The sequence below is a fragment of the Nocardia sp. CA-145437 genome, from assembly GCF_050956485.1.
In the GTDB taxonomy this organism is placed as follows: Bacteria; Actinomycetota; Actinomycetes; order Mycobacteriales; family Mycobacteriaceae; genus Nocardia.
The window spans coordinates 3,231,754-3,255,126 of record NZ_CP191204.1; the positions used below are offsets into that span (position 1 = coordinate 3,231,754).

Here is a 23,373-nt window from a genome sequence, read left to right on the forward strand (position 1 = left end):
TCGGCGTGGAAATGAACATTAGGGTCGTCGGGCCGCAGAGCTGAAACATTGAAATGCCGTTAGTTCACAACATTCCGTTGTCAGTCGACCATGCATAAAAGACCATGTAGCGCAGGGCTTTCGGGCAATGGCACAAAGCGTCAGCCCGGCCACGAACCCTTACTCATCAGCTCCGCGATCAAGGCGGCGATATTCCACGCATCGTCCCCACCACGATGATGTGTTCCCTCCAACGCCAGCCCGGACAGCCGCAGCGCGCCCGCCATGCCGTAGGGGCGTTTGGTCTCGTGCGCCGCGGAGAACGCCAGTTTGGCATTGGTGTGCTTGCGACCGAACGGATAGCGCACACCTGTGCCCTGGCATTGCGCGGTGAACTGTTTGCGGTCGTAATCGCCCCAACTGGCCCACGGCCGCGAATCGGCGTGAAATTCGGTGCGCAGCCGTTCACACGCCTCGGCGAAAGTAGTGCCCGTACTCACCTGTTCGGGAGTGAGTGTGGTCAGGCTCGTGCAGAATTCACTCACCGCCGAATGCTCGGGCCGCACCAGAATGCTGTGCTTGCTCACCCGTTCCCTGGTCACGGTATCGAGCACGCACACCCCGATTTCGATGATCTCGCTGGGCTGTCCCGGCGGGTTCGGTCCCGCCCAGCAGGTGGCCTCCACATCCACCACATTCAGGAATCTCGTAGTCGTCATGGAATCGGACGCTAGCGCGCCGATACCGTCCGGCGACAATGATTTTCGCCGGACCCGGTCTCACTCGGCGCGCAGTTCGATTCCGGCGCCATTACCCGCGTTACGCAGGGTCAGCACGTCGGAATCGATGGTGGCCTCGGCTTTCCCGTCCAACGCCTCGAGGACCTGCCGCTCGACCTCCATGATCTCGGGGGCGCACATCATGCGGGTGGTGGCGATGGAGAAGGTGACGTCCTCGCCGTCGATCGCGGCGGTGCCGGTCATCTGATTGCAGCCCGCGCTGCCGGAGACCTTGCCGTCGGGGGTGATCGTCAGGGTGGGGCGAACCTCGTCGAGAGTGGCCGAACGGATCTTGGCCTGCGTGCGCAGCAGGGTGGTCACGACCCAGGTGGTGCCGACCAGCGGCTTGTCGGGGTGGGCGACCTCGCGGTCGAGCATGGTGACCGTGGAGCCGCTGCCCTTCACCGTGAGCGTGTCGCCGGACAGGGTCCAGGTGGGCTGGGAACGCAGCAGGGCACTCTGCCATTCGTCGGCGCCCGCCAGATCGCCGGGGCACGCCATCAAGGTCGACGACAGCTCGCCGACCTGCATCGTAGTGCCCTGCAGGTCGACCGAACCGTTGGCGGTATTGCAGCCCGAGGACGCCGAGACCCGGCCCTCGGTGAAGGTCAGCGTCAACGGCCCGCCGCCCGGGATCGGGGTCCCCGACACCGCCGTCGAGACGAACGTGCGACCGGCCAGCGAGGCGGGCGGCGTCTCGTCCCCGCCGCCGCCCGACGAACATCCGGCGGCGGCCAGGGCGGTCAGTGCGAGCAGGATCGAAACCCGGGTTGCCGGCATGAACCCGATCGTACGGCCGCTACATCGGCATCCCGAGCGCCGACGCGAGGGTCTGCCCGATCGTGTTCACGAACGCGCCGACCGCGCCCGGGTCGAGAATGCCGGAATACACATCGCGGTTGTGGCAGCCCTGCGGCGCGGGGACGCCATGGAGGCGGTCATCGATCCACAGCGCCGCGCTCGCGGTATTCGACACCGCCGCGATGCCGTGCTCGCTGAACAGATCACGCGTGTACTGCACCCGGGCGCTCGGGTCGTGGCAGTAAATGTCATACGTGTTGTTGACCGCGTTGAGCGGCATCACCTCGTCGAAAGTGCCCTCATAGATATAGAGCGGCGCGAGCGGCGTCCCGCGGCGGCCCAGACTCAGCTCGTCGAGCACCGGCTGCACCTCCGGCGCCAGCATCGGATCACCGGGATAGTCGAACAAGCCCTTGATGTTCACGAACGGGAACGCCGCGAATTGCAGCGCCACGCACTGGTTCTCGTGCACCAGCCGAGTGGCCTTGCCCAGCGGGTTCATATGGTCGGCGATGAAGCGATCCACCTGCGGATACTCCCGCGCCACGCCGAACAGGCCGCCCAGCACCGCGCCGCCGAAGCTCGACGTGCCGTTGTTGTAGTCGATGGCCGCGCGGATATCGGCCATCAGCCCGCCCGCCGCCGCCCCGGTCAGCGTGAGCTCGGGCGCGTAGGTGGGCTGCAACTCCGCGGCGTGCGCGGTCGGGATCGCGCCGCCCGAGTAGCCCCACAACGCGACCCGGGTGTCGGTGCCCGGCAGGCCGGCCGGATCGAAGCGCTCCGCGGCGCGAATCCCGTCGAGAGTGATCCGCCCGCCCAGCGGGCCCACCGCGTACGCGGCGTTCGGGCCCTCGTGATCGGGGATCACCACCGCGTGCCCGAGCTGCAACATGGCCTGCACCTCCACGAATTCGGCCTCCATCACCGGATTCAGTGGATTGGGCAGCGAACCCACGCGGAGCGTGTAGGAGGGTGCGCAGTTTACCGACAAGGAGTCCTCGGCCATCTGGAACGAGACCAGCCCGCGCTGCACGCTCGGTGCGGGCCGATGCGGCACGACCACCGTCGCCACCGCCGCGATCGGCTCGCCCCGGGTGTTCGTGCTGCGATACGACAACTGCCAGGCATCGGCATTGAGCGGCAGCAGCCACACATTGGCGAGGGTCACCTGCCGCGCCGCCAGGATCTCTCCCGGCTGCGCGGCCGCCACCCGCGCCGGATCCGGTTGGTAGAAGCCCGGATCCAGATATGGCGGCGCCGGCGGGATCGGGAACGGCAGGTTCGGTTGCACCGGCACCGGATCGGCGCCCGCGGTCACCGTCGGGCAGAACGCCACGGTCATTCCCGCCGCGATCGCCGCACACGCCCTCGCGATCGTCCTGGTCCCCGTCATATCGCACTCCTCCACGCCGCTGCGGCGGCCGCGTACCCACCCGCCCAAGAAAGAGAGTGGGTATTTCCTAAGTTGCGCGGCGACCATATGCCGCCTGCGGCGAATGTGTCAACGGTCACCGTGGTCCGGATATTTGCTGCCCGTGTTCACGGGGCAGGATGGGATGTCGTGAGCGAAGTTTCCCGCCCGCGGCGCACCCAGCAGGAGCGCCGGGCAGCCACCGTGGCCAAGCTGGTGGACGCCACCATCGCGGCCATCGGTGAGGTCGGCTACCAGCGCACCACCGTGCAGGAGATCTGCGGCCGCGCCGGACTATCGGCCGGGGCCATGTTCCGTCAGTTCGACACCCGCCTGGACCTCATCGTGCGCACCGCCGAGGAGATTTTCGCCCGCCAGCTCATCGGCTACCGCGTCACCATGGAACAGCTTGGCGCCCAGGACAATCCACTCGACGTCGCACTGCGGTTCCTGCGCCAGGCCCAGCAGTCCAACCTCACCCACGCGCTGCGCGAGATCTTCCTGGCCGCCCGCTCCGACACCGAACTGCGCGACCGCGTCGCACCCATCGCCGAGAACTACTACCGCGAGATCGTGGCCGCCCTCGACGCCAGCGGCGTCCTCGCCGACTTCCCCGCCGACCTGCGCGAATCCATCTTCTTCATGATGCTGCACCTTTTCTCCGGCGAGGCCGTGGTGCGCGGGGTGTATCAGCGCCCCGATCTCGATGTCGCGATCCTGCGTCTGGTCGAGGACATGCTGGCGGTTTACTCCCGGCACACCACACCGCCGAGTTGACCTTGCCGCTACGTCAACTCCTACCGTCGAGCCCATGAGCGAACACCCCGACATCGACCGCACCATCTACCCCATGCCCATGTTCGCCACCTTCCAGGTGCGCGACATCGCCGCCACCACGGCGTTCTACGAGGCCGCCGGATTCATCGCGCTGGCAACCATTCCCGGCGACAACGGTCCCGTCGTGGTGCACCTGCGCCGCATGAAGTACCAGGACCTGCTGCTCGTCCCCGGCGAACCCGTCCCCGGCAGCACCATCGTCAGCTTCTCCGCGGGCGGCGAGGACCTCGCGACCCTCGCTTCGACCCTGCGCGAGCACGCCTTCCCCGGCGTGACGATCACCGGCCCCACCGACACCGCGTGGTACACCAGCGATGTCACCATCACCGACCCCGACGGCAACCGCGTCATCCTCACCGCACCCCGCCTGGCCGAACTCGACCACGCCAAGGAATGGGCGGCCACCTTCGAGGGCGACTGGGTCGGCAAACACTGACGGGAGACCTTCATGGAGTGGACGATTCAGCAACTGGCCGACAGCGCCGGCATCACCAGCCGCACCCTGCGCCACTACGACGAGATCGGCCTCCTCCCACCCGCCCGAGTCGGCCACAACGGCTACCGCCACTATGACACCGACTCGGTCTCCCGCCTCCAACGCATCCTCCTGCTGCGCGAACTCGGCCTGAGCCTGCCGACCATCGCCGAAATCCTCGACCGCGCATCCGACGAGGACCCCGCGGATGCCGAGGACGCGGCGCTACAGGCCCACCTGCGCCTCCTCGAAGCCGAACGGGCCCGGATCGACACCCGAATCCGGGCCCTCCGCCACACCCTCGACACCCGCGCCGGCGCCGAAGGCTCCCTGCGCATGATGCTCGAAGGCTTCAACGACCCCTACCGCGACGACGTCATCGCCCGTTGGGGCGAGGAGGCTTTCGAAGCCAGCAACCAGTGGTGGCACGCCAAATCCCTCCAGCAACAACGCGATTGGAAACGCGACCTCGACGACATGATCGCTACCTGGATCACCACCTGGAAATCCGGCCATACCCCCGACTCCACCTCCGCGCAATCCCAAGCAGCCCGCCACATCGCCTGGTTCCGAGCCATCCCCGGAACACCCCTCGCCGACGGCGACCGCGAGCGTTCCATCGCCATGGTCACCGCCATGGCCGACATGTATGCCGACGACGACCGCTACGCCGCCGCCTACGGCAACCCGGACTGCGCAGCCTTCGTGAGGGATTCACTCGAGGAATACGTCCGTCGCTCCTTGTGAAATCCCGATCCCCGGCGGCCGAGACGACCGCCGGTTCCCCGAAACCTATCTCTCGCAGGCGATCCCATCACCGTCGCGGTCGAGCCCGGAGCGATAACCGGGATCACCCCGCCGAAGCGGCGCGGCTCCCGCCCGCTTGGCCTCAGCGCAACTGCCGTAATACACCGACGGAGCATTGGTCGTCTGGGGCGCCGGAACCGGTGCGGGCGGCTGCGCCACAGCCGGTGGCTGCACTGCGGTCGGCGGTGCCGCCGGGGCAACGAACGGCACCGGCGCCGGAGGCGGCGCGACCTCCGTCGACGTGCTCAACGGCGCAACCTCCGACGTCGTCACCGTGGTCGTCGTCGTACTGGTAGGCGGAGCAAGGGTAGTGGTCGTCTGCACCGAGGCCGGCGAGGTACTGGCAACACCGGCAGGTGACGACGACGCCGGTCCGCAACCGGACATCAACGCCGCCCCAACCGCGGCAGCGGCGACAACGGGAACGCTACGACATAGCAATCGCACAACGTGGCCTTTCATGCCGACCGACCCTGCGCCATTTCCCTGCGCCTGTACACCTTTCAGCAACCCCTTGGCACAATCTGTCCCCACAACCCCGACCTTCCCGGCAAACCGGTCGGGTGAAATTCAGTTGCGAGCCTTCAGCCCTCCTGCGAATGTGATTACACCGCAAACTCAACCGAGCGCGGTGAGAAGGGAAGGTTCCGGTCTGTGGAGGCCAGCCGGTCTTGAAAACCGGAGGCGGGCATTGTGTCCCGGGGGTTCGACTCCTCAACTTTCCGCGATGGAAGATAAACCGGTCAGGCCGGCCGGAACCCGTTGCTAGCGGTGTTGAGCCTCAGGGCTTGGGATTCGAGTTCTCTGTCTTCCGCAGGGTCCGCCGAATGGCGGATCGTGGAGCGGTGTAGCGCAGTTAGGTCAGCGCGGTGGGCTCATAATCCACAGGTCGTCGGTTCGAATCCGACCACCGCCACCAACCGGTTGAGCACATGGTGTGCACGGAGGCTGTAAACCTCCCGCCTTCGGGCACAGGTGGTTCGATTCCATCCGGCCGGACTCATGGCGTAGTTGCTCTGTCGGGATGGGCAGCCTGATTTTCACTCAGGAACCACGTCGGTTCGACTCCGACCTACGTCACTCGAAGCTGCCGACGCCGGCGACCGTCGGTTCGCGGGGCGGGAAAGCCTATTTCGCGCCGGCCGACTTGACCGTCACGGTGATCGGCTGCTTCTCGGCGACCAACGCGCCAGGATCGGGCGACTGATCTTTCACGACCCATGCCGAGTTGTCCTGGCCGTCGAGGACGTTGCGTCCGTCGGGCGCGGTCGCCGAGGCGATCAGGAAGCACGCCGCGTCGCCGGCCCGCGCCGCGTCGAGGCGCTGCCCCCGCAGATCCGGCATGGCCACCGGCCACGCCTTCGCATCACAGTGCACCGAATCCGCTGAGGCCGACGTCGGCGACGCTGGACTCGATGTCGTCTCGCCCCCGGGGTTGCAAGCCGCCAGCAGCGGCACAGCAAGGGACAGCGCAGCTACGGCAATCGCTCTCATGTGAACTCCTCATCCGACGTCGCGACCCTATCGCCACACCGGCCACCGCGCTCGGTTTCACGCGGCAGCGGCGCGATTTACCTGCGCCACAGTCGAGTCGAGTCGCGCCGCCGAGCCCGAGCGCCTCGATCGAACAGTCGCGGTGTTACATCGCGCGCGCGATTGAGCGGCGGCGAAAGTGGAAGGTTCCGGCCCGGTAGGGGACGGCCGGTCGTGGAAACCCCGACACTCCGGCGGAAACAGCAACAGCGACGACGAGTTGGCGAAAAATGGAATGCGGCGAACCAGCCACTATCGGTCGATTCGAAGGAGCGTGTGCGATGTCGCTGAAGTATCCGCCCAACCCAGAATGGACCGTACGGACTGTCCGCAACGAGGATGGCACTACGACGACCACGACGGCGGTCAGAATGGAAGTCCGCACGGTGGACGACACCGGCAAGGTAGTCGAAACCGCGTCGCTTCTTCGGCGGCGCCGGGCAGGCAGCGAAGCATCCCAGCCGCCGGCTTCCATAGCTGCGGACGCCGCGGACTGCGGCGACTGTGAGCCCACAGCCCTCGAAGTAGAGGGCCCGGAGGGCCACCAGCAAGTCGTTGCCTACAGTCTCGAATCCTGTGACGACGAGTGGTGCTACTACGGCTCACCGGGCGGGGTCGCCTAGCTCTCCGGAACCACACCAGGCTCAACCAGCTCGCCGCCTGGGCAATTGATCGGAAGACGGTGGCCGAAAGGCGTTGTGGGTGAAGGATCGGTGGCATGAGCGAGTTGCGGGATTGGCACAAGCCCACGCGTACGTACGAGGTGCAGCCGGACGGTCGGGCCGTGTTGCGAGTGATTCTCACCTGTGGCGATCAGGCCTACGCGGTCACCCCCTGGCATACCGGTCGAGAGCCCATGATCCTGTCGGCGGCCGAGATCGCGCGCGACTGCGACCTCCCGGTGAGCGAGGTCGCCGGGAGGGAGTTCCTGGCGACGGGTGACTTGCAGGGGTTGCGCGGATTCGAGCTCGTCTACGACCCGCGGCTGTAAACAGGGCGCCGCCGCAGTGCTGTCCGCCGTGGACGCGGCGTCGCGTACGACAGTGCGCCGTGCTCGAGGCCGGGCACGGCGCACTGTTATCGGGCGACGGTTACAGACCGCCGGTGTTGAGCAGTCGGTTTATCGTGGGTGTGGCATTGGGGTTGGGGTTGAGCTTGGGTTGCACCACGTTCTTGGTGGATTTGTCCTTGATCCAGTTGGCGATCGTCTGCCAGTAGGTGTCGCCGTAGGTGGACTTGTAGAGGGCGCCGACTCCGGCGACCATCGGGGCGGCGAATGAGGAACCGCTGGACTTCACGAAGCCGCCGCCGATCGCTGGGAAGGGGACCTCGCGTCCGGGCGCGTACAGCTGGACGCAGGGGCCCCAGTCCGAGCTCTGGGCGGCGCGGTCCTCGCTGTCGGTGTGGGCTACCGCCACCACTCCGGCGGCGTCGGCGGGAGAGCCGAGGCAGGCGTCGGCGTCACGATTGCTGGTGGAATTCGCGATGAACAGGCCGGAGTCGGCGAGGGCGTTGAAGACCCCGCGAAGATACGCCGCCTGGACATTGTCGAGGAATGAGCCGGTCCCGTTGACATTCAAGGAAATATTCACCACGGCGGGCTTCTGGTGATGCGCCTGTACCCAGTCCGAGGCGTTCAGAATCGATGAAAGGTCGGCCGTCCCATCGCATCTCGTGATCCGGACGGAAACCAATTTCACCTTCTTGGCCACACCGAACTTGGCTCCGCCCAGCACACCAGCCACGCCGGTGCCGTGCTGGTAACCCCCGCAATCGAGGGTAGGCGCGGTGCTGATCACCGACATGCCCTCGGAGGCTCGCCCTTCGAAGTCCGGATGACTCACATCGATGCCACCGTCGATGACGTAGGCCGTGACACCCGCTCCGGTGGCGGTGGTGGTGTAGCTTCCGTCCAGCGGCAGCGCCGACTGATTGATTCGGTCAGCTGCCCACCCCGGGCCCGGTTCGGTGGTCGGGGTATAGCCGTCGATGCTCGAGGTCGCCGCGATGACCCGGTCCTCGAGGATCATCTCGACCGCCGAATTGCCCTGCAGCGCTTCGACTTGAGGCTTCGACAGCTTCGCCGCGAAGGACCTCAGCCCGGCCGACTTCACGCGGGTTTCCTTGATCTTCGCCTGTGACAGCACATCGTCGATGTTCGCCCCCTCTTTCACGGAGACGACATAGACGTCCGGGATGCCACGCCCGGGTTGTGCCCGATCCACCGAGATCGTCGGTGTGGGCGCGGCAGGTTCGGCGCCGGCGGGAATCCCCCCCGCGGCGGGTATGGCGAGCACCGCGACCAGCAGTGCCAACCAGGTCTTCTTCACTTGTTTAACTCCCCATTTGTAGAACGCCTTGTTCCCCTGGCCGATCAGTTCGACCAGCCGGGAACGCTACTGAGCGCAGAAAGTGAATGGTGCGCGTTTCACTTGAATATGACCGGCGTCACTCTCGCTGTCACGGCCGGATCCTCTTATGGCAGTAAACATTCGGTGACCCCAGAGGGCCGTGAAGGCTGCGATGCCTGGCCTGCGTAGCGCGCAGCGCGGGATGAGAGACAATCGATCATGCGCACTTCCACGGTCGTAGTGCTCGCTGTCGCCGCCGCGGTGCTGGTCGCCACAGACGCGTCCTCGCTGTATTGGGTCTTGTGGGCCGCTCTGGTCGTGGTCGCGACCGCACTCTGGCTGGTCCGGCGATGATGACCATCGAACAGTTCATCGCCCGGCGGCTCGAGCGGCAGCAGGAAGCCGCCGAGTTCGCGGTGAGCCTGGAGCGCGATTTCCGGGACTCCGGTCGCGAGATCAAATACGAGTGGGTGCGCCTCGTGCGGCCCAAGCACAGCCGCTCCGCCCCGTCGACGGTGTTCGTGCCGGGCACGTTGACACCGAAGCAGACGCTGCGGCACCTGGCCGTGCTGCGGCTGATCGTCAGCGAGCACACGCCCGACGCGCAACACCGATGCTCGGTATGCCGTGACCCCGGCGACCGCGGCCCGGTGGCCTGGCCCTGCCCGGCCGTGCGCGCGATCGCCGCCCTCTGGTCCGACCACCGTGACTACAGTCCCGAGTGGGCGGTTGATCGGCCATGATCGATCGAGTCGGGCCGGACCAGGGCTGATTGCTGCGCGCCCGCCCGCACCTCATCGCGTGCTTCTACGACATGCGGCGACCTGGACCGGTGTATCGGATCAGCGTCTCCGCCGCGGCGCGGATGTCTGGGCGCCGAGCTGTCCGAACATCGCGATCACGCCGCCGATGGCGAAGACGGCGAATCCGGTTGCTCCATCCGCGGGGTGGCCGCTGGACTGCATCGAGAACATCATGGTCAACCAGCCGATGACGGCGATTACCGTACCGACCCACAAGAGCGTCCGTGTCCACATGGGCGCCCTCGACATGTCGTCGGGGGACGGCACATCGACGTGGTTGTTGATGTGTTGGTTGATGTCCTTTCCCGCGGCCATGCCGGTGTTCCCCGTCAACGTGACGGTGGAAACCGAGTTGTCGAAGGCGACGATCATTGCCCGTCCGTTGAGGCCGTCGAGTTTCTGCTGGATCTCGGTGAGGCTGTGGGCGAACTGCTCATCCGTCGCGGCTTCGCGAGTGATCGCCTCGGCCATCTGGTTTCGTGACCGCACACTGTCGGGGTTCTGTTGAAGCTGCGTAACAGACTGGATCCCGATCCTGCGGCTGACGAGATCGGTCAGCGACGTGAGGGCTAGATCGAAGTGACGGTCGACCCACTTTGCGCCGGCAACTCCTGCCGCCGTGGCGAGATAGGCCACGATCGCCTGGACGTCGAAGTCGATCACGATGAGCTCCTTTGGTAGTCGCAAGATGCAACGTACTTGCGGGATCGCTCGCCGCGGTCACTGCGTTTCAACTGTTGATCACGAAATGTTTTGTAAGGCAAGCTAATTCATAAACGTCAGCATGGTGACGCGGGATATTCGGACCGAACGTTCTTTACGATGATCCCGCCCGTCCTTGGCTCTACGCGCACCACCGATGCTCGGTAGTCATCCCGGTGAGTACACGTTTCGAGAAGACGCCTGAAGTACTCGGCGATAAGGCTGTTGTGCGGCCGCGGTGCACCAGTGATTCCCCACCGTGTATCACCTCGGGCAACGACATGGCGACGATCGGCTGGTCGGAAGCCCCTCAGGGGTAGCGTTCGAACCAGGTTGGCGGCGAGAGGAGGGCTTGCTCGATGCAGACGTCCGTGAAGGCGGCGCCCGGGAATCTGCCGCTGGAGTTGACGAGTTTCGTCGGTCGGCGCCGGGAGGTCGCCGAGGCGCGGCGGTTGCTGGCGACCTCGCTTTTGGTGACGTTGACGGGCACCGGTGGCGTGGGAAAGACCCGGTTGGCGATGCGGGTCGCGGAGGACTCCCGGCGGTCGTTCGCCGACGGGGTGTGGTTCGTTCCACTCGGTGAACTGCACGATCCCGCTCTGGTGGCGGAGACCGTGACCGCCGCGCTCGGACTGCCGGATCAACCGGGCCGGTCGTTGTCCCAACTGCTGATCGATCACTTCTCGACCAGGCAGGCGCTGTTGGTCCTGGACAACTGCGAGCACCTGCTGGGTGCTGTCGCGGAGTTGGTGGAGACGCTGCTTCGGGCGTGTTCCGGGGTGCGGATCCTGGCGACGAGCCGGGAGCTGATCGGGATGGACGGGGAACGGATGTTGCAGGTTCCACCGTTGTCGGTTCCGGACGACCAGTCTCCGCTGCTCGAGGCGATGCCCCAGTACGAGGCGGTGGCATTGTTCGCCTCCCGGGCGGCCGCGTCAGTGCCCGACTTCGCCCTCAGTGAGGCCAATTGTGCTGAGGTGGCGGGGATCTGCAGGAGGCTGGAAGGGCTTCCGTTGGCGATCGAGTTGGCGGCGGTGCGGATCCGGGTGTTGTCCGCCGGCCAGATCCTGCAACGGTTGACCGACCGGTACCAGTTGCTCACCGTCAGTTCCAGGCTCGCGCCCACCCGGCAGCAGACGTTGCGGTCGTGCGTGGACTGGAGCTACGAACTGTGCACCGAGCAGGAACAGCAGCTGTGGGCCTGGCTGTCGGTGTTCGTGGGCGGATTCGAGCTCGACGCGGCCGAGGGCGTCTGTCCCGAGGAGGTGGTCGGAGACGACCTCCTGGACACGGTGGCATTGCTTGTGGACAAGTCGATCCTGAGCCGTGAGCAGGTCGGCAACGTCGTTCGCCTGGTCATGGCCGAGACGATCCGCGACTACGGCAGGGAGAAACTGCGCGAATCCGGCGACCTTTCCCGGGCGCGGCAGCGGCACCTCTCGTGGTATGAGCGGTTGGTGAAGCGGGCCGAGATCGACTGGATCGGCCCCGACCAGGCGGGCTGGATCGAGCGATTCGATCGGGAGCAGCCGAATCTGCGGGGGGCGCTGACGTTCAGTATGACCGAATCGGTCGTCGCCACCGACCCGGATGTCACGGCGCGCATGGTGAACGCCTTGTGGCTGTTCTGGCAGTGCCGGGGTCTGTTGACGGAAGCCCGGCACTGGATGGGCCGCTGCCTCAACGGCTCCGACACCGCGGGGGCCGAGGAACGCGTCAAGACGTTGTACGGTGACTCCTTGTTCGCGGGGATGCAGGGTCAACTCGATGAGGCCGCGGCTCTGGCGGTGGAATGCTGTTCGCTCGCAGAGCAATTGGGGCGCGCGGAGTCGATCGAGATCGCGAACTACGCTCGAGGATATCTGGCGATGTTCACCGGAGACCTCGCGGCGGCGGTCGAGCGGTTCCGGTCGGCCCTCGCCGGCGCACCCGCCGCCGGCTCCCACCTGACCGGGACCGGACTCCAGATCGCACGATCGATAGGCGGGATTCTCGGCCTGGCGATCGCGAGCGGACTGTCAGGGGACGATGAGACCGCGGTCGCCTGTCATGAGCAGGTGCTTGCGATCACCGCACCGCGTGGTGAGTCCGTCTACCGTGCGTACTCGTCGTGGGCTCTCGCGCTGGCAGCACTGCGGGCGGGGGACACCGATCGGGCAACAGCCCTCGTGGAATCGGCGTTGCGGCTCCTCCGGCGGGTCAAGGACCCGGTCGTGACGGGCTGGTGCCTCGAGTCGTTGGCCTGGGCCGCGATACGTGAGGACCAGTCGACCCGGGCCGCCGTCCTGATGGGCGCCGCGGCGACGCTCGCGCAGACGGTCGGAAGGATCTCGGTGACGCTCCCGAACCTGCTCGACAACCACGACGAGTGCGAGCAGCTCACCCGCGAGGCACTCGGGAACCGCGCCTACCAAGACGCGTTCCGCGCCGGAACCGACATGAGTTTCTACGAATCCATCGCGTACGCGCTCGGCGACGGCCCTGCCGACGAGCCCCCGGTGACCCCGGACGCACCGGTGTTGACCCGCCGCGAGACCGAGGTCGCCGACCTGGTCACGAAGGGACTGACCAACAGGGAGATCGCCTCCACCTTGGTGATCTCGCCCCGCACAGCCCAGGGTCACGTCGAGCGCATCCTGAGCAAGCTCGGGTTCACATCGAGAAGCCAGATCGCGGCCTGGGTTACCGAGAAGCGGAAGTGATCGGCTGCGGGCCAGTATTCGAACATAGTTGCGAATGCTGGCGCGCGTGCGGCACGCCATCGAGCATTGCGGAATGTTTGCTGAGCGAACTGTTGAGAAGTGCGTCCAGCTGCCCTGCCTGGTGCGGAATGATCTTGTTCTGCGCCTTGGCTTCCGGGACATCGCGGGCGTGCAGTGTCAGATCTCGTGCCACAATTTTGCGGGACATCGCGGGACGGTCAGTGGCGGGCCGGGGCACGCCCGATGAACGTGCCCCTCACCAGGGGGTTGGTCAAAAGCACCCCTGACGACCACCTATACTCCCTGGAATGCGGATGTTCCTGGATATCCTCCTAGTTATCACCAGCGTGCTGCTGGTGCTGCTGGTGCTGTTGCACCGCGCCAAGGGCGGAGGTCTGTCCAGCCTCTTCGGTGGTGGAGTGCAGTCGAGCCTGTCGGGCTCCACTGTCGTCGAGAAGAACCTCGACCGGATCACCATCTTCCTCGGCGTGATCTGGCTGATCTCCATTCTGGGGATCGGCCTCGAAATCAAATTCTCCTAAGTCCACAGCTTCCGTAATCGCCCGGGCGCCCGCGAAGGTGCCCGGGCGATTCGTCATGTCAGCTCCGATGACCGTGGACCGGTGAGAGATTCGCCAGGGCGGCCGACAGTGCGCGGCGGGCGTCGGCGCGGCTGATGGGGGTGTCGTCGTCGAGGGCGGCCAGCTCGATGGTGAGGAAGTCGCGGATCAGGTCGGACATGCTGACGCCACGGTGGTCGGCCTCGGCGCGGATGCGTTGATCCATGGCGTAGGGGAGCCGGACCGTGCGCAGCACCGTGACGGGGGTGTCGGGGCCGGGGAGGTCGGGTTCGGGGGCGTCCTCGTCGAAGGTGAGGCTGTCGAGGAAATCGCGCGCCTCGGCCGCCGTGTTCGGGTACCCCTGGTCCGGATGGTCACTCATGGTCCGCCTCCCATTGTTCGAACTGGGCGAGAAGCCGTCCGGTCACCGGCCGGACGCCGATGACCTGCTGGTCCCACTGCGACAGCGGGCGAACCACCACCGCGAGCGGCAGCCCGGCGCCGGTGCGGCCGATGATCATGAGGGCGGGTAGTCCGCCCGTCCCGCGCACCGGTCGCGGCCAGCGCCGGCCGGGTCCGGTCAGGACCCGCAGGACCTCCTCCGGCGCGACACCGAGCCGGGCCGCGACGTCGAGGGCCCACTCTGGAATCTCATATCCCACGGCCGCATAATACGATCGTAAAACAGCTGGTCGCCACCTGTCGACCAGAGTTTCGAGAGAATCATGGGCGCGTCGATCGCGGGCGTGTTGCCGGGGCGGCGTCCTCGACACGCGGGACGAGGCGCGCCGCACCAGGCATCATGAACGCATGGACCCGGTGAAAACGGTCGCGCCGAGCCTCGCGGGGGTGCTGGACCGCAATCTGTTCTGGATGGTGTGGAACACCGTGCTGGCCTGGATCCCGGTGGCGCTGGCGCTGCTGGTGTTCCGCCGCCCGCCCGAAGATGAACGACGACTACCGATTTCGCCGTTCTGGTGGGCCGGTGTCGTGCTGTTGCTGCTGTTCCTGCCGAACGCGCCGTACGTGGTGACCGATCTGGTGCATCTGCGCGACGACATCCGCGCCGCGGGCAACGGCCCTGTGGTGACGACGATCCTGCCGGTGTACGGCGTGTTCATCGTGTCCGGATTCGTCGCCTACTACCTGGTGCTGGCCGAGATGGGCCGATTCCTGGCGGCGCGCGGACTGGCCGCGTGGCGGACCCCGGTGACCCTCGCCGTCCATTTGCTGTGCGCGGTAGGCGTTTTCCTGGGCCGCTGGGTCCGGCTGAACTCGTGGGAGCCGGTGGTGCAGCCGCGCGGCACCTTCGACCGCATGATGCTGGCGTTGAGCTGGAACTGGGCCCCGGTGCTGATCGCCGCGGTGTTCGTGGCAACGGCGTTGGGCCACTTCGTGACCCGTGCCGTGGTGGAGGCGGGCGTGGACAGCGCCCGACGGGGCGCCCGGCTGATCCGAACCCGCAGGTTCGCCTAGCCGGACGCCCGCGGGGGATCAGGCGATGCCGAGGCGCTCGGCCGCCAGGACCCGGATCGCCTTCTTGTCCGGCTTGCCCAGACCGGTCAGCGGCAGCTGCTCGATGACCAGCACGTGCTTGGGCACCTGCACCGAACCCTTGCGCTGCTTGACCGCGGCCTGGATCTCGGCGGTGACGGTCTCGACCGCGGCCGGATCGGCGGCGGTGGCCGCGTCGAGCACCAGGACCGCGGTCACGGCCTCACCCCACTGGGGGTCCGCCACACCGACGACCGCGACTTCGTGCACCAAGGGGTGTTCGGAGACAACGTCTTCCACCTCACGGGGGAACACATTGAACCCGCCGGTGACGACCATGTCCTTGGAACGCCCGACGATGAACAGGAATCCGTCCTCGTCCTGACGCGCCAGGTCACCGGTGCGCAGCCACCCGTTCTTGAAGGTGTCCGCGGTGACCTCGGGCAGGTTCAGGTAGCCGCCCGCGAGCAGCGGCCCGGAGACACAGATCTCGCCGACCTCGCCTTGGGGAACCTGCTTGTCCTCACCGTCGAGCAACGCCACCCGCACCGCGGTGGAGGGCCGGCCGCACGAGGTGAGCCGCGCCTTGTCGTGCTCGTCCTTGCCCAGGTAGCTGATCGCCATCGGCGCCTCGGACTGCCCGAAGTACTGGGCGAAGATGGGCCCGAACCGATCGATGGCCTCCTGCAACCGATTCGGGTCGATCGCGGACGCGCCGTAGTACACGGTCTCCAGCGAGGACAGGTCCCGCGTCTTGGAGTCCGGGTGATCGAGCAGCGCGTACAGCATCGACGGCACCAGCATGGTCGCCGAGATCTTGTGCTCCTCGATCGCGCGCAGCACCTCGCCCGCGTCGAATCGCGGCAGCACCACGCACTGCCCGCCCAGCAGCACGACCGGCAGGAAGAACGCCGCGCCCGCATGCGAGAGCGGCGTGCAGATCAGGAATTTCGGCTGCTTGGGCCATTCCCACTCGGAGAGCTGGATCTGCGTCATGGTGTTCATGGTCAGCGCCGTGCCGATGACACCCTTGGGCTTGCCGGTGGTGCCGCCGGTGTAGCTGATCGAGATGACGTCCGAGGGCAGCAGTTCGGTCGCCTCGACCGCCCGCGGCTCGTACTTGTCGGCGGTGGCCAGCAGATCCACGCCGACGTCGGCGAGCTGCTCGGGCACCGGACCCAGCACCAGGATCTTGGTCAGCGTCGGCACCATGTCGACGAGTTCGCGGGCGCGCTGCACGAACGCCGGGACCGGGTCCAGGATCAGTGTCGAAATGCCCGCGTCGGCAAGCACATACGCGTGATCGTCCAGGCCGCCGATCGGGTGCAGCGCGGTGCGCCGCGAGCCCACGATCTGACCGGCGCCGATGGTGAACAGCACCTCGGGCCGGTTCAGGGCGAGCACGCCGACCGGGGTGCCGGTGGTGACGCCGTGCTCGGCGAAGGCGTCGATGTAGCGGCTCATGCCGTCGAGCACCTCACCGCCGGTGAGGATGTGGTCGCCGAGGGTGAGCACCGGACGGTTGCGATGCCGCTTCAGCCCGGCCACCAGGGCGTGCCCGTTGTGCACGGGCAGCCGGAGCATGGTGTCGGGATCGATTGCACTCATGGGGTTCTCAATTCATCCGATGGTCACGCCGTGTGGGCCGCGTACAGGGTGACGACGACCGCGCCGCCCAGGCCCAGATTGTGCGCCAGTGCGGTGCGCGCGCCCGCCACCTGACGGTCGCCCGCGAGTCCGCGCAGCTGCCAGCTCAATTCGGTGCACTGCGCCAGGCCGGTCGCGCCGAGCGGGTGGCCCTTGGAGATCAGGCCGCCGGACGGGTTGACCACCCAGGTGCCACCGTAGGTCGTCGCGCCCGACTCGACCAGGGCTCCGGACTCGCCCTCGCCGCACAGGCCCAGCGCCTCGTAGGTGATGAGCTCGTTGATGGAGAAGCAGTCGTGCAGCTCGATCACGTCGACGTCGTTGACGGTGATCCCGGCGCGCGAGAACACCTTCGACGACGCGGCGCGAGTCATGGGCGCGCCCACCACGTCGATCATGGAGCCGGTGGAGAAGGAGGTGCCGTCGTCGGTGGCCAGCTCCTGGGCCAGGATCTCGATGGCCTGGCCCTCGAGGCCGTTGGCCTTCACGAACTCCTCGCTCACCACGACCGCGGCGGCAGCGCCGTCGGACATGGGCGAGCACTGCGAGCGGGTCAGCGGGCCGTGCACCGGCTTGTCGCCGAGCACCTGCTCGAGGGTGTACGCGTCCTGGAACTGCGCGAGCGGGTTGTTGGTCGAGTGCTGGTGGTTCTTCACCGCGACCGCGGCCAGCTGCTCGGGGGTGGTGCCGTAGCGCTTCATGTGCTCGAGGGCGGCATTGCCGAAGAACTGGGTGGTGATCGGCGCGGCGGAGAACTCGAAGTGCTCCCTGTTCACCTTCAGGTGGTGGTCGACCGTGGTGACCTTCGGCTTGGTGGCCGGGCCCGCCATGGCCTCCTTGGTCATCTGCTCGAAGCCGACCGCCAGCGCGACATCGGTGATGCCGGAGGCGACCCACTCGCGGGCGAACATCAGCGCGGTGGAGCCGGTCGCGCAGTTGTTGTTCACGTTCACGACCGGAATGCCGGTCAGGCCGATGTCGTAGAGCGCCCGCTGACCGGCGGCCGAGGGCTGGAAGACGTAGCCGACCGCGGCGCGTTGCACCTGGTCATAGGTGACGCCCGCGTCCTTCAGCGCGCCGTTGACGGCCTCGGCGACCATCTCCGGGTAGGTCCACTCGCGGGAACCGATCTTGACGAACGGCGTCATGTTCACGCCGACGACGAAAACGCGTCGCATTGGGTTGTCCACTCCTGTTCTTCGGGAACGTAATTCGGGTGTCTAGTCGGCGCGCGGGACGCGGCCGTCGATGTCGGTGAAGCCGTACGCCTCGGCCAGGTCGGCGACCTTCCAGGCTTTCCCGGTGCGCGCCAGGCGATCCGGGTCCGCGGCCAGGGCGGTGACGGCGCGGCCGGCGAAGTGCGGGGTCTCGGCCTGAACCAGGTCGAAGGTGCCCTCGCCGGGCAGGGTGACCAGGCGGCGGCCCTGGGCGTCGGCCGGAACCATCTGCAGCAGTTCGGTATTGACGATGCCCGGCCAGATCGATACCGCGGTGGTGCCGGTGCCCTCGAGGTCGTGGGCCATGTCGGCGGTGAGCCGGTCCACGGCGGTCTTGCCGACCCCGTAGACCGCGTTGTGCATGTGACGGACCGCGCCGGGGGAGGACACGCTCACGATCAGACCCCGCGACTCGATGAGCAGGGGCGCGGCGAAAACGCTGGCCACGTAATGGGATCGGACGCCGATGTCGAAGCCCTCGTCCCAGGCTTTCGGCGGCACCTCCCAGAACTTGCGCCCGATCCAGCGTGCCGAGGCGGGGGAGTTGTAGACGTTGTTGACCAGGACGTCCAGGCGGCCCTGCTCGTCGCGGATCTGCGCGAAGAGTTTCTCCACCGCGGCGTCGTCGCGGTGATCGCAGACCACCGCGACCCCGTGCCCGCCGAGGGCGTCGATCTCGGCGGCCGTCGCGGCGACGGTGCCCGGCAGGTGCCCGGCCGTGACGGTGCGCCCGGTGACGTACACGGTCGCCCCGGCCGCGCCCAGCTCCAGGGCGATGCCCTTGCCGATGCCCCGGCTGGCCCCGGTCACCACCGCGACCGTTCCGGCGAGAATCTTGGGTATTTCGCTCACGACCTCTGGACATTACCTTGAAATAGGAACGTGTTCTAGAAATTGGAGGCGGAGTGGAACTGACGCATCGGACGATCGACACCGGGGAGGTCCGCCTGCACGTCGCGGATCAGGGCGAGGGCTTCCCGGTCGTGTTCTGTCACGGGTTCCCGCACACCTGGTACATGTGGCACCACCAGCTCGACGCGGTCGCCGCCGCGGGCTACCGTGCCCTGGCCCCCGACCTGCGCGGATACGGCCGCACCGAGGCCCCCGCGGACCCGGAGGCCTACACCAACGCCGCCGTCATCGGCGACCTGACGGCCCTGCTCGACGACATCGGCGCCGACAAGGCCGTCTTCGTCGGCCTCGACTTCGGCGCGCAACTGGTGTGGGAACTGAGCCTGCGCGCCCCCGAACGGGTCGCCGGCGTCGTGGTCCTGAACAACCCGTTCGCCCCGCGGCCCCCGCGCCCGCCGTCGGCCTTCTGGACCAAAGCGGCTGAACGCCACTTCCTGCACCTGTCGTACTTCCAGACCCCCGGCGTCGCCGATGCCGAACTCGCCGCCGACCCGCGTGCCTTCCTGGCCCGGGTCTACTACTCGCTCTCCGGCGATTACCACTACCTCGACACCTGGAAGAACCCGCCCGGGCTCGGCTACCTCGACGTCCTCCCGCAGGCCCCCGCCCTGCCCTGGCCGTGGCTGTCCCAGGCCGAATTCGACACCCTGGTCGCCGATTTCGAGCGCACCGGCTTCACCGGCGGCCTCAACTGGTACCGCAACCTCGACCGTAACTGGGAACTGACCGAGGCCTACGCCGACGCCAAGGTGGAAGTCCCCACCTACTTCCTCTACGGCGAGAACGACCCGGACATGGAGGGCTTCTCCGGCCGCGACCCCCTGGCCACGCTCCGGGCCAATGTCACCGACCTGCGCGAGGTCCGTGATGTGCCGGGCGCGGGCCACCTGGTCCAGCTCGAACGCCCCGACGCCGTCAACGAATTCCTGATCGAGGCGCTGAAGGGTCTCGACCTCGACCGGTAGCCGCGTGATGATCGACCGGCGCGGGCCGGTCGATCCCCTCGGTTAAGCTGTCCGCCTTGTGGAATCCTCGGTGAATCTCGATGGGGGCTTCGGTGCGCTCATCGGTTTGGACATGGTCGAGTTCGACCGCGACGGTGCGCGCAGCGTCTGCCGGCTCACGGTCGCGCCCCAACACCTCAATCCCCATCGCGTGCTGCACGGCGGGGCGATGTATTCGATGGCCGACCAGGGCATGGGCGCGGCGGTGTACTGCGTTCTGGGCGAAGGGGAATCCTGCGCCACCATCGAGGTGAAGATCGTCTACCTCGCCGCGGTGCGCGGCGGCGTGGTCGAGTGCGAGTCCCGGGTGATCAACCGGGGCAAGCGCGTCATCGCCCTGGAGTCGGAGATTCGGAACGAGGGTCGCCTCGTCGCCAAGGCGCTGGGCACCTTCGCGGTCTTCCCGGCCCGAACCGACGCATAGCGGTCGGCGGGCACGCTGCGGGCTCGTAGTCGAATTCAGTTGACGGCCCGGCAGTTCTGGCCGCTCGTGACCGGAACCGCCGTGGTGGCCGGAACGCCTAGCGTCGGCGCGGGGACCGTGGTCGGCGGCGCGAGCGGCGGGCACGACCCGTGCGCGCGCCGCGCTCTCGCAGGGTGACGTCGCCGCGACACGTATCCGATCCCGACCTGGACACGCCGTGTCCAGCCATTGGGTTCGCTCGTATGTGCGACTAATTGGCGGAACTGTGGCTAGGGTCGTGAGCATGCTGTCCGGCAGGAAATTTCGGGTGTGGTTTACACCCGAACAAGAGTATAAGGCGGGGGAGTTTGGTGACGCCTGCCGGTATGTGTGGAATGTTGGGTTGGAACAGCGCCGCGAGTACCGCAGGCGCCGTGCGTCTATTGGCTATGTTCAGCAAGCAAGGGAGCTCGCCGCCGCCAAGCCCGAGAACCCATGGTTGAAGGCGGCGCCCGGCCACGCGCTGCAGCAGACTCTGATGGACCTGGATCGAGCTTGTTTGAGGTGCGGTCCATTTGCCGTGCAATGGCGATCGACGCGTCGCTGGATGCCGTCGTTCAGGTTTCCCGAGGGCAGAAAGATTGCTGTCGAACGTCTCTCCCGCCGGTGGGGACGAGCAAAGCTGCCCAAGCTCGGATGGGTCAAGTTCCGGATGTCCCGCGCTCTCGGTGGACCGGTTCGATCGGCGACGATTTCTCGCTCCGGCAATTACTGGTACATAGCATTCCTCGTGGAGGATGGGACGTGCACGCCAGAACGGCATTCGCGGCCGGGTACCGCCATCGGGCTGGATCGGGGCGTCGTGACCGCGGTGGCATGTTCGGACGGAGTGATGTTCAACCGAGCGTTTACTCGATCTGGTGAGGGTCGCCGCTACCGTCGGCTGGAACAACGTCTTGCAAGGCAGCGGAAGGGTTCCGGAAATCGGATGCGCACGCTTGCCTCGATGCGTGCAGTCCGCGGTCGAGAACGTGCGCGACGTGCGGACTTTGTCGCAAAGACAGCGGGCGCACTGGTGACGAAGAACGCCCTTGTTGTGTTGGAGGATCTGCGCATCCGGAACATGACCCAAAGCGCACGGGGGAGTCTCGCAGCGCCGGGCGCAAAGGTGGCGCAAAAGGCTGGGTTGAATCGAGCCATCCTCGGCAAGGGCTGGAACCAACTGGAAGTTGCCCTCATCAGTGCCGCCCGATACACGGGTAGTCGGGTACTGAAAGTCCCGGCAGCCCATACGTCGCAAAAGTGTTCTCGATGTGGTTATGTGGACTCGAAATCGCGTGAGAGCCAAGCACGATTCCGGTGCACCCGCTGCCGTTACACCGTGAACGCGGACGTAAATGCTGCACTTAACGTTCTCGCCGCCGGACGGGCGGTGACAGCCTGCGGAGACCTCGGGGTTGCCCGGTCTGTGAAACAGGAACCGCTAGCCCTCACCGGTTAGAAATCTCTTACGAGTGTGTGAGAGAGGACGTCAAGAGGAGGCCCGGTCATGGCAGCAGTAGAAGCGCGAATTCACGCATTCACCGACGACGCGCTCGGCGACCACGATGGAGTCGCCATCGCCACTTTGATCCGGCGGGGGGAGCTCAGTGCCGCCGAGGTCGCCAAGGCGGCAGGCGAGCGGGCGGCCCGGGTGAATTTGGAATTGAACGCGGTGGTGGTGGACCTGGATACGCCGCTGGTGTCGAGCGAGCGGGACGCGCTGCTCTACGGCGTGCCTACCTACGTCAAGGACAACACCGACGTCGCTGGCATACCGACCCAGCACGGCAGTGCGGCGTGGCGGGCGCGGCCCGCGAAAGCGCACGGACCCTTCACGAAACAGTTCCTCAGCACCGGGATGACCGTGCTCGGGAAGACCACGTTGCCGGAGTTCGGGCTGAACGCCACGACCGAATTCGCCGATGCCGCACCGACACACAATCCGTGGGCCACGGGATACTCCTCGGGCGCGTCCTCGGGGGGCGCGGCCGCCATGGTCGCCGCGGGCGTGGTGCCGATCGCGCACGGCAATGACGGCGGCGGCTCGATCCGCATCCCGGCCGCCTGCTGCGGGCTGGTCGGATTGAAGCCGACCCGCGGCCGCCACATCGACGGCCCGCAGGCTCGGTCCATGCCGATCAACCTCGTCTCCGAGGGCGTGCTCACCCGTACCGTCCGCGACACGGCCACGTATTTCGCTGCCGCCGAGCGCTTCTGGCGGAATCCGTCGCTGCCGCCGGTGGGCCTGGTCGAAGGTCCCGCGCAACGCCGCCTGCGGATCGGGGTGCTCACCGAACCCATCACCGGCGCCCCGCTCGACCCGCAGGTCCGGGCCGTCCACGACGACACCATCGCCCTGCTGGAGAGTTTGGGCCACGAGGTGCGTCCCCTCCCGTACCCGGTGGATCGCGGCTTCGCCGACGACTTCGCCACCTATTGGGCGATGCTGGCGTTCCTGTTGGGCCGCACCGGCAAACTCACCCTCGACCGCTCCTTCGACGCCGCCCGCCTGGACCCGTTCACCCGTGGCCTGGCCGCGCGGTTCGGCGGATCCGCACTGCGCTCGCCCGCGGTGCTCTACCGGCTCTCCCGCATCCGTCAGGCCTACGCCGCGTCCTTCCGCGATGTCGAACTCGTGGTGTCCCCGGTGCTGGCGAGCGTGACGCCGCACCTGGGCTATCTGAGCCCCGACCAGCCCTTCGACGAGGTCTTCGAGCGCCTGCTGAACTACGTCACCTACACTCCGCTGGCGAATGTGACCGGTGCGCCGGCCCTGTCGCTGCCCCTGGGCGCGTCCGCCGACGGCCTCCCCATCGGCATGATGTTCTCCGCCGCGCACGGCGACGAACGCACCCTCCTCGAACTGGCCTACACCCTGGAGGCGGAGCGGCCCTTCCGTCGCATCCAGGAGTGA

General features: G+C 67.0%; 27 protein-coding genes and 3 tRNA genes. 17 read left to right on the forward strand and 13 right to left on the reverse strand.

All coding sequences use genetic code 11. The features are described from left to right. Positions 1-140: 140 nt before the first annotated feature. From ACQPYY_RS14985 to ACQPYY_RS14995, 3 genes are read right to left on the reverse strand one after another with little or no spacing between them, the layout of a single operon-like run. Positions 141-698 carry an exonuclease domain-containing protein gene (locus tag ACQPYY_RS14985; protein WP_433594180.1) on the reverse strand — a complete coding sequence of 186 codons (558 nt, stop codon included), beginning with the start codon at positions 696-698 and terminating at the stop codon, positions 141-143. A gap of 60 nt (positions 699-758) precedes the next feature. Further along, the gene (locus ACQPYY_RS14990; protein ID WP_433594181.1) at positions 759-1,538 is read right to left on the reverse strand and encodes an META domain-containing protein; all 780 of its coding nucleotides are present in this window, start codon (positions 1,536-1,538) and stop codon (positions 759-761) included. Between the two features lie 19 nt (positions 1,539-1,557). Next, positions 1,558-2,952 (reverse strand): lipase family protein, encoded by a 1,395-nt coding sequence (locus tag ACQPYY_RS14995; RefSeq protein ID WP_433594182.1) that lies wholly within the window; start codon positions 2,950-2,952, stop codon positions 1,558-1,560. A 168-nt stretch (positions 2,953-3,120) separates the two neighbouring features. Between ACQPYY_RS14995 and ACQPYY_RS15000 the strand changes: the two genes are divergently transcribed. From ACQPYY_RS15000 to ACQPYY_RS15010, 3 genes are read left to right on the forward strand one after another with little or no spacing between them, the layout of a single operon-like run. Continuing rightward, a complete protein-coding gene (locus ACQPYY_RS15000) occupies positions 3,121-3,747 on the forward strand; it encodes a TetR/AcrR family transcriptional regulator (protein ID WP_379098005.1) in 627 nt (208 codons plus the stop codon). 34 nt (positions 3,748-3,781) lie between these two features. Further along, a complete protein-coding gene (locus ACQPYY_RS15005) occupies positions 3,782-4,243 on the forward strand; it encodes a VOC family protein (protein WP_433594183.1) in 462 nt (153 codons plus the stop codon). Positions 4,244-4,255: 12 nt separating this feature from the next. Next, a complete protein-coding gene (locus ACQPYY_RS15010; protein ID WP_433594184.1) occupies positions 4,256-5,029 on the forward strand; it encodes a MerR family transcriptional regulator in 774 nt (257 codons plus the stop codon). 45 nt (positions 5,030-5,074) lie between these two features. Here the strand turns inward: ACQPYY_RS15010 and ACQPYY_RS15015 are convergent, their stop codons facing one another. Further along, positions 5,075-5,551, reverse strand: a complete 477-nt coding sequence (locus tag ACQPYY_RS15015; RefSeq protein ID WP_433594185.1) for an excalibur calcium-binding domain-containing protein — start codon at positions 5,549-5,551, stop codon at positions 5,075-5,077. A 177-nt stretch (positions 5,552-5,728) separates the two neighbouring features. Between ACQPYY_RS15015 and ACQPYY_RS15020 the strand changes: the two genes are divergently transcribed. The 3 genes from ACQPYY_RS15020 (at position 5,729) to ACQPYY_RS15030 (ending at position 6,169) form a co-directional block, all read left to right on the forward strand. Next, positions 5,729-5,814: transfer RNA gene (locus ACQPYY_RS15020), tRNA-OTHER, on the forward strand. Positions 5,815-5,930: 116 nt separating this feature from the next. Then, positions 5,931-6,008 (forward strand) — tRNA-Met (locus tag ACQPYY_RS15025). 85 nt (positions 6,009-6,093) lie between these two features. Continuing rightward, a tRNA-Glu gene (locus ACQPYY_RS15030) sits at positions 6,094-6,169 on the forward strand. Positions 6,170-6,217: 48 nt separating this feature from the next. On the opposite strand, the gene ACQPYY_RS15035 is transcribed toward ACQPYY_RS15030, so the two are convergent. Further along, on the reverse strand, positions 6,218-6,439 hold the full coding sequence (locus tag ACQPYY_RS15035; protein ID WP_379098016.1) for a PASTA domain-containing protein: 222 nt from the start codon (positions 6,437-6,439) through the stop codon (positions 6,218-6,220). Positions 6,440-6,903: 464 nt separating this feature from the next. Between ACQPYY_RS15035 and ACQPYY_RS15040 the strand changes: the two genes are divergently transcribed. Together ACQPYY_RS15040 and ACQPYY_RS15045 are read left to right on the forward strand one after the other, a co-directional pair. After that, on the forward strand, positions 6,904-7,245 hold the full coding sequence (locus ACQPYY_RS15040; protein ID WP_433594186.1) for a hypothetical protein: 342 nt from the start codon (positions 6,904-6,906) through the stop codon (positions 7,243-7,245). Positions 7,246-7,340: 95 nt separating this feature from the next. Next, positions 7,341-7,613 (forward strand): hypothetical protein, encoded by a 273-nt coding sequence (locus ACQPYY_RS15045; RefSeq protein ID WP_433594187.1) that lies wholly within the window; start codon positions 7,341-7,343, stop codon positions 7,611-7,613. 100 nt (positions 7,614-7,713) lie between these two features. Here ACQPYY_RS15045 and ACQPYY_RS15050 read toward each other — a convergent pair whose 3' ends face one another. Beyond that, positions 7,714-8,952, reverse strand: coding sequence for a S8 family serine peptidase (locus ACQPYY_RS15050; protein WP_433594188.1), 1,239 nt, complete (start codon positions 8,950-8,952; stop codon positions 7,714-7,716). Between the two features lie 240 nt (positions 8,953-9,192). On the opposite strand from ACQPYY_RS15050, the gene ACQPYY_RS15055 reads away from it, so the two are divergent. After that, positions 9,193-9,327 carry a hypothetical protein gene (locus ACQPYY_RS15055; RefSeq protein ID WP_433594189.1) on the forward strand — a complete coding sequence of 45 codons (135 nt, stop codon included), beginning with the start codon at positions 9,193-9,195 and terminating at the stop codon, positions 9,325-9,327. Beyond that, complete coding sequence (locus ACQPYY_RS15060) at positions 9,327-9,716, forward strand: DUF6221 family protein (RefSeq protein WP_433594190.1); 390 nt, start codon at positions 9,327-9,329, stop codon at positions 9,714-9,716. The genes ACQPYY_RS15055 and ACQPYY_RS15060 overlap by 1 nt, the downstream gene beginning before the upstream one ends. A 99-nt stretch (positions 9,717-9,815) precedes the next feature. Here ACQPYY_RS15060 and ACQPYY_RS15065 read toward each other — a convergent pair whose 3' ends face one another. After that, complete coding sequence (locus ACQPYY_RS15065) at positions 9,816-10,439, reverse strand: hypothetical protein (protein ID WP_433594191.1); 624 nt, start codon at positions 10,437-10,439, stop codon at positions 9,816-9,818. Between the two features lie 398 nt (positions 10,440-10,837). On the opposite strand from ACQPYY_RS15065, the gene ACQPYY_RS15070 reads away from it, so the two are divergent. Further along, positions 10,838-13,180 (forward strand): ATP-binding protein, encoded by a 2,343-nt coding sequence (locus ACQPYY_RS15070; RefSeq protein WP_433594192.1) that lies wholly within the window; start codon positions 10,838-10,840, stop codon positions 13,178-13,180. On the opposite strand, the gene ACQPYY_RS15075 is transcribed toward ACQPYY_RS15070, so the two are convergent. Further along, a complete protein-coding gene (locus ACQPYY_RS15075) occupies positions 13,161-13,388 on the reverse strand; it encodes a hypothetical protein (RefSeq protein WP_433594193.1) in 228 nt (75 codons plus the stop codon). The two genes, ACQPYY_RS15070 and ACQPYY_RS15075, sit on opposite strands and share 20 nt — an antisense overlap. A 100-nt stretch (positions 13,389-13,488) precedes the next feature. Between ACQPYY_RS15075 and secG the strand changes: the two genes are divergently transcribed. Further along, positions 13,489-13,722 (forward strand): preprotein translocase subunit SecG, encoded by a 234-nt coding sequence (gene secG / locus ACQPYY_RS15080; protein WP_154789531.1) that lies wholly within the window; start codon positions 13,489-13,491, stop codon positions 13,720-13,722. Positions 13,723-13,780: 58 nt separating this feature from the next. Here the strand turns inward: secG and ACQPYY_RS15085 are convergent, their stop codons facing one another. Next, complete coding sequence (locus ACQPYY_RS15085; RefSeq protein WP_357083123.1) at positions 13,781-14,122, reverse strand: hypothetical protein; 342 nt, start codon at positions 14,120-14,122, stop codon at positions 13,781-13,783. After that, a complete protein-coding gene (locus ACQPYY_RS15090) occupies positions 14,115-14,402 on the reverse strand; it encodes a hypothetical protein (RefSeq protein ID WP_357286315.1) in 288 nt (95 codons plus the stop codon). Before ACQPYY_RS15090 ends, ACQPYY_RS15085 begins: the two co-directional genes overlap by 8 nt. Positions 14,403-14,550: 148 nt before the next feature. Here ACQPYY_RS15090 and ACQPYY_RS15095 point away from each other — a divergent pair, with 148 nt between their 5' ends. Then, entirely contained in the window at positions 14,551-15,216 is a 666-nt protein-coding gene (locus ACQPYY_RS15095; protein WP_433594194.1) for a DUF1361 domain-containing protein, read from the forward strand. An 18-nt stretch (positions 15,217-15,234) separates the two neighbouring features. On the opposite strand, the gene fadD8 is transcribed toward ACQPYY_RS15095, so the two are convergent. The 3 genes from fadD8 to ACQPYY_RS15110 are packed head-to-tail and all read right to left on the reverse strand — an operon-like array spanning position 15,235 to position 18,950. Then, positions 15,235-16,842 (reverse strand): fatty-acid--CoA ligase FadD8, encoded by a 1,608-nt coding sequence (gene fadD8 / locus ACQPYY_RS15100; RefSeq protein WP_379098045.1) that lies wholly within the window; start codon positions 16,840-16,842, stop codon positions 15,235-15,237. Positions 16,843-16,865: 23 nt separating this feature from the next. After that, positions 16,866-18,059, reverse strand: a complete 1,194-nt coding sequence (locus ACQPYY_RS15105; RefSeq protein ID WP_433594195.1) for a thiolase C-terminal domain-containing protein — start codon at positions 18,057-18,059, stop codon at positions 16,866-16,868. A 42-nt stretch (positions 18,060-18,101) separates the two neighbouring features. Then, entirely contained in the window at positions 18,102-18,950 is an 849-nt protein-coding gene (locus ACQPYY_RS15110) for an SDR family NAD(P)-dependent oxidoreductase (protein ID WP_433594196.1), read from the reverse strand. A 53-nt stretch (positions 18,951-19,003) separates the two neighbouring features. Between ACQPYY_RS15110 and ACQPYY_RS15115 the strand changes: the two genes are divergently transcribed. The 4 genes from ACQPYY_RS15115 to ACQPYY_RS15130 all read left to right on the forward strand — a co-directional run bounded on the left by ACQPYY_RS15115 (position 19,004) and on the right by ACQPYY_RS15130 (position 23,373). Continuing rightward, the gene (locus ACQPYY_RS15115) at positions 19,004-19,975 is read left to right on the forward strand and encodes an alpha/beta fold hydrolase (RefSeq protein ID WP_433594197.1); all 972 of its coding nucleotides are present in this window, start codon (positions 19,004-19,006) and stop codon (positions 19,973-19,975) included. 70 nt (positions 19,976-20,045) lie between these two features. After that, a complete protein-coding gene (locus ACQPYY_RS15120; RefSeq protein WP_379098056.1) occupies positions 20,046-20,438 on the forward strand; it encodes a PaaI family thioesterase in 393 nt (130 codons plus the stop codon). 283 nt (positions 20,439-20,721) lie between these two features. Beyond that, positions 20,722-21,918: an RNA-guided endonuclease InsQ/TnpB family protein gene (locus ACQPYY_RS15125; RefSeq protein WP_433594198.1), complete on the forward strand. Its 1,197-nt coding sequence runs from the start codon at positions 20,722-20,724 to the stop codon at positions 21,916-21,918. Between the two features lie 48 nt (positions 21,919-21,966). Further along, complete coding sequence (locus ACQPYY_RS15130; RefSeq protein WP_433594199.1) at positions 21,967-23,373, forward strand: amidase; 1,407 nt, start codon at positions 21,967-21,969, stop codon at positions 23,371-23,373.

What these genes read in the sequence shown, in the direction of transcription:
- ACQPYY_RS15125 (WP_433594198.1), top strand. Translation starts at nt 20,722, where the DNA reads ATGCTGTCCGGCAGGAAATTTCGGGTGTGGTTTACACCCGAACAAGAG.
- ACQPYY_RS15095 (WP_433594194.1), top strand. Translation starts at nt 14,551, where the DNA reads ATGGACCCGGTGAAAACGGTCGCGCCGAGCCTCGCGGGGGTGCTGGAC.
- ACQPYY_RS15085 (WP_357083123.1), bottom strand. Translation starts at nt 14,122, where the DNA reads ATGAGTGACCATCCGGACCAGGGGTACCCGAACACGGCGGCCGAGGCG.
- ACQPYY_RS15105 (WP_433594195.1), bottom strand. Translation starts at nt 18,059, where the DNA reads ATGCGACGCGTTTTCGTCGTCGGCGTGAACATGACGCCGTTCGTCAAG.
- ACQPYY_RS15045 (WP_433594187.1), top strand. Translation starts at nt 7,341, where the DNA reads ATGAGCGAGTTGCGGGATTGGCACAAGCCCACGCGTACGTACGAGGTG.
- ACQPYY_RS15075 (WP_433594193.1), bottom strand. Translation starts at nt 13,388, where the DNA reads ATGTCCCGCAAAATTGTGGCACGAGATCTGACACTGCACGCCCGCGAT.
- ACQPYY_RS15005 (WP_433594183.1), top strand. Translation starts at nt 3,782, where the DNA reads ATGAGCGAACACCCCGACATCGACCGCACCATCTACCCCATGCCCATG.
- ACQPYY_RS15010 (WP_433594184.1), top strand. Translation starts at nt 4,256, where the DNA reads ATGGAGTGGACGATTCAGCAACTGGCCGACAGCGCCGGCATCACCAGC.
- ACQPYY_RS14985 (WP_433594180.1), bottom strand. Translation starts at nt 698, where the DNA reads ATGACGACTACGAGATTCCTGAATGTGGTGGATGTGGAGGCCACCTGC.
- ACQPYY_RS15055 (WP_433594189.1), top strand. Translation starts at nt 9,193, where the DNA reads ATGCGCACTTCCACGGTCGTAGTGCTCGCTGTCGCCGCCGCGGTGCTG.
- fadD8 (WP_379098045.1), bottom strand. Translation starts at nt 16,842, where the DNA reads ATGAGTGCAATCGATCCCGACACCATGCTCCGGCTGCCCGTGCACAAC.
- ACQPYY_RS15130 (WP_433594199.1), top strand. Translation starts at nt 21,967, where the DNA reads ATGGCAGCAGTAGAAGCGCGAATTCACGCATTCACCGACGACGCGCTC.
- ACQPYY_RS15070 (WP_433594192.1), top strand. Translation starts at nt 10,838, where the DNA reads ATGCAGACGTCCGTGAAGGCGGCGCCCGGGAATCTGCCGCTGGAGTTG.
- ACQPYY_RS15040 (WP_433594186.1), top strand. Translation starts at nt 6,904, where the DNA reads ATGTCGCTGAAGTATCCGCCCAACCCAGAATGGACCGTACGGACTGTC.
- ACQPYY_RS15060 (WP_433594190.1), top strand. Translation starts at nt 9,327, where the DNA reads ATGACCATCGAACAGTTCATCGCCCGGCGGCTCGAGCGGCAGCAGGAA.
- ACQPYY_RS15015 (WP_433594185.1), bottom strand. Translation starts at nt 5,551, where the DNA reads ATGAAAGGCCACGTTGTGCGATTGCTATGTCGTAGCGTTCCCGTTGTC.
- ACQPYY_RS14990 (WP_433594181.1), bottom strand. Translation starts at nt 1,538, where the DNA reads ATGCCGGCAACCCGGGTTTCGATCCTGCTCGCACTGACCGCCCTGGCC.
- secG (WP_154789531.1), top strand. Translation starts at nt 13,489, where the DNA reads ATGCGGATGTTCCTGGATATCCTCCTAGTTATCACCAGCGTGCTGCTG.
- ACQPYY_RS14995 (WP_433594182.1), bottom strand. Translation starts at nt 2,952, where the DNA reads ATGACGGGGACCAGGACGATCGCGAGGGCGTGTGCGGCGATCGCGGCG.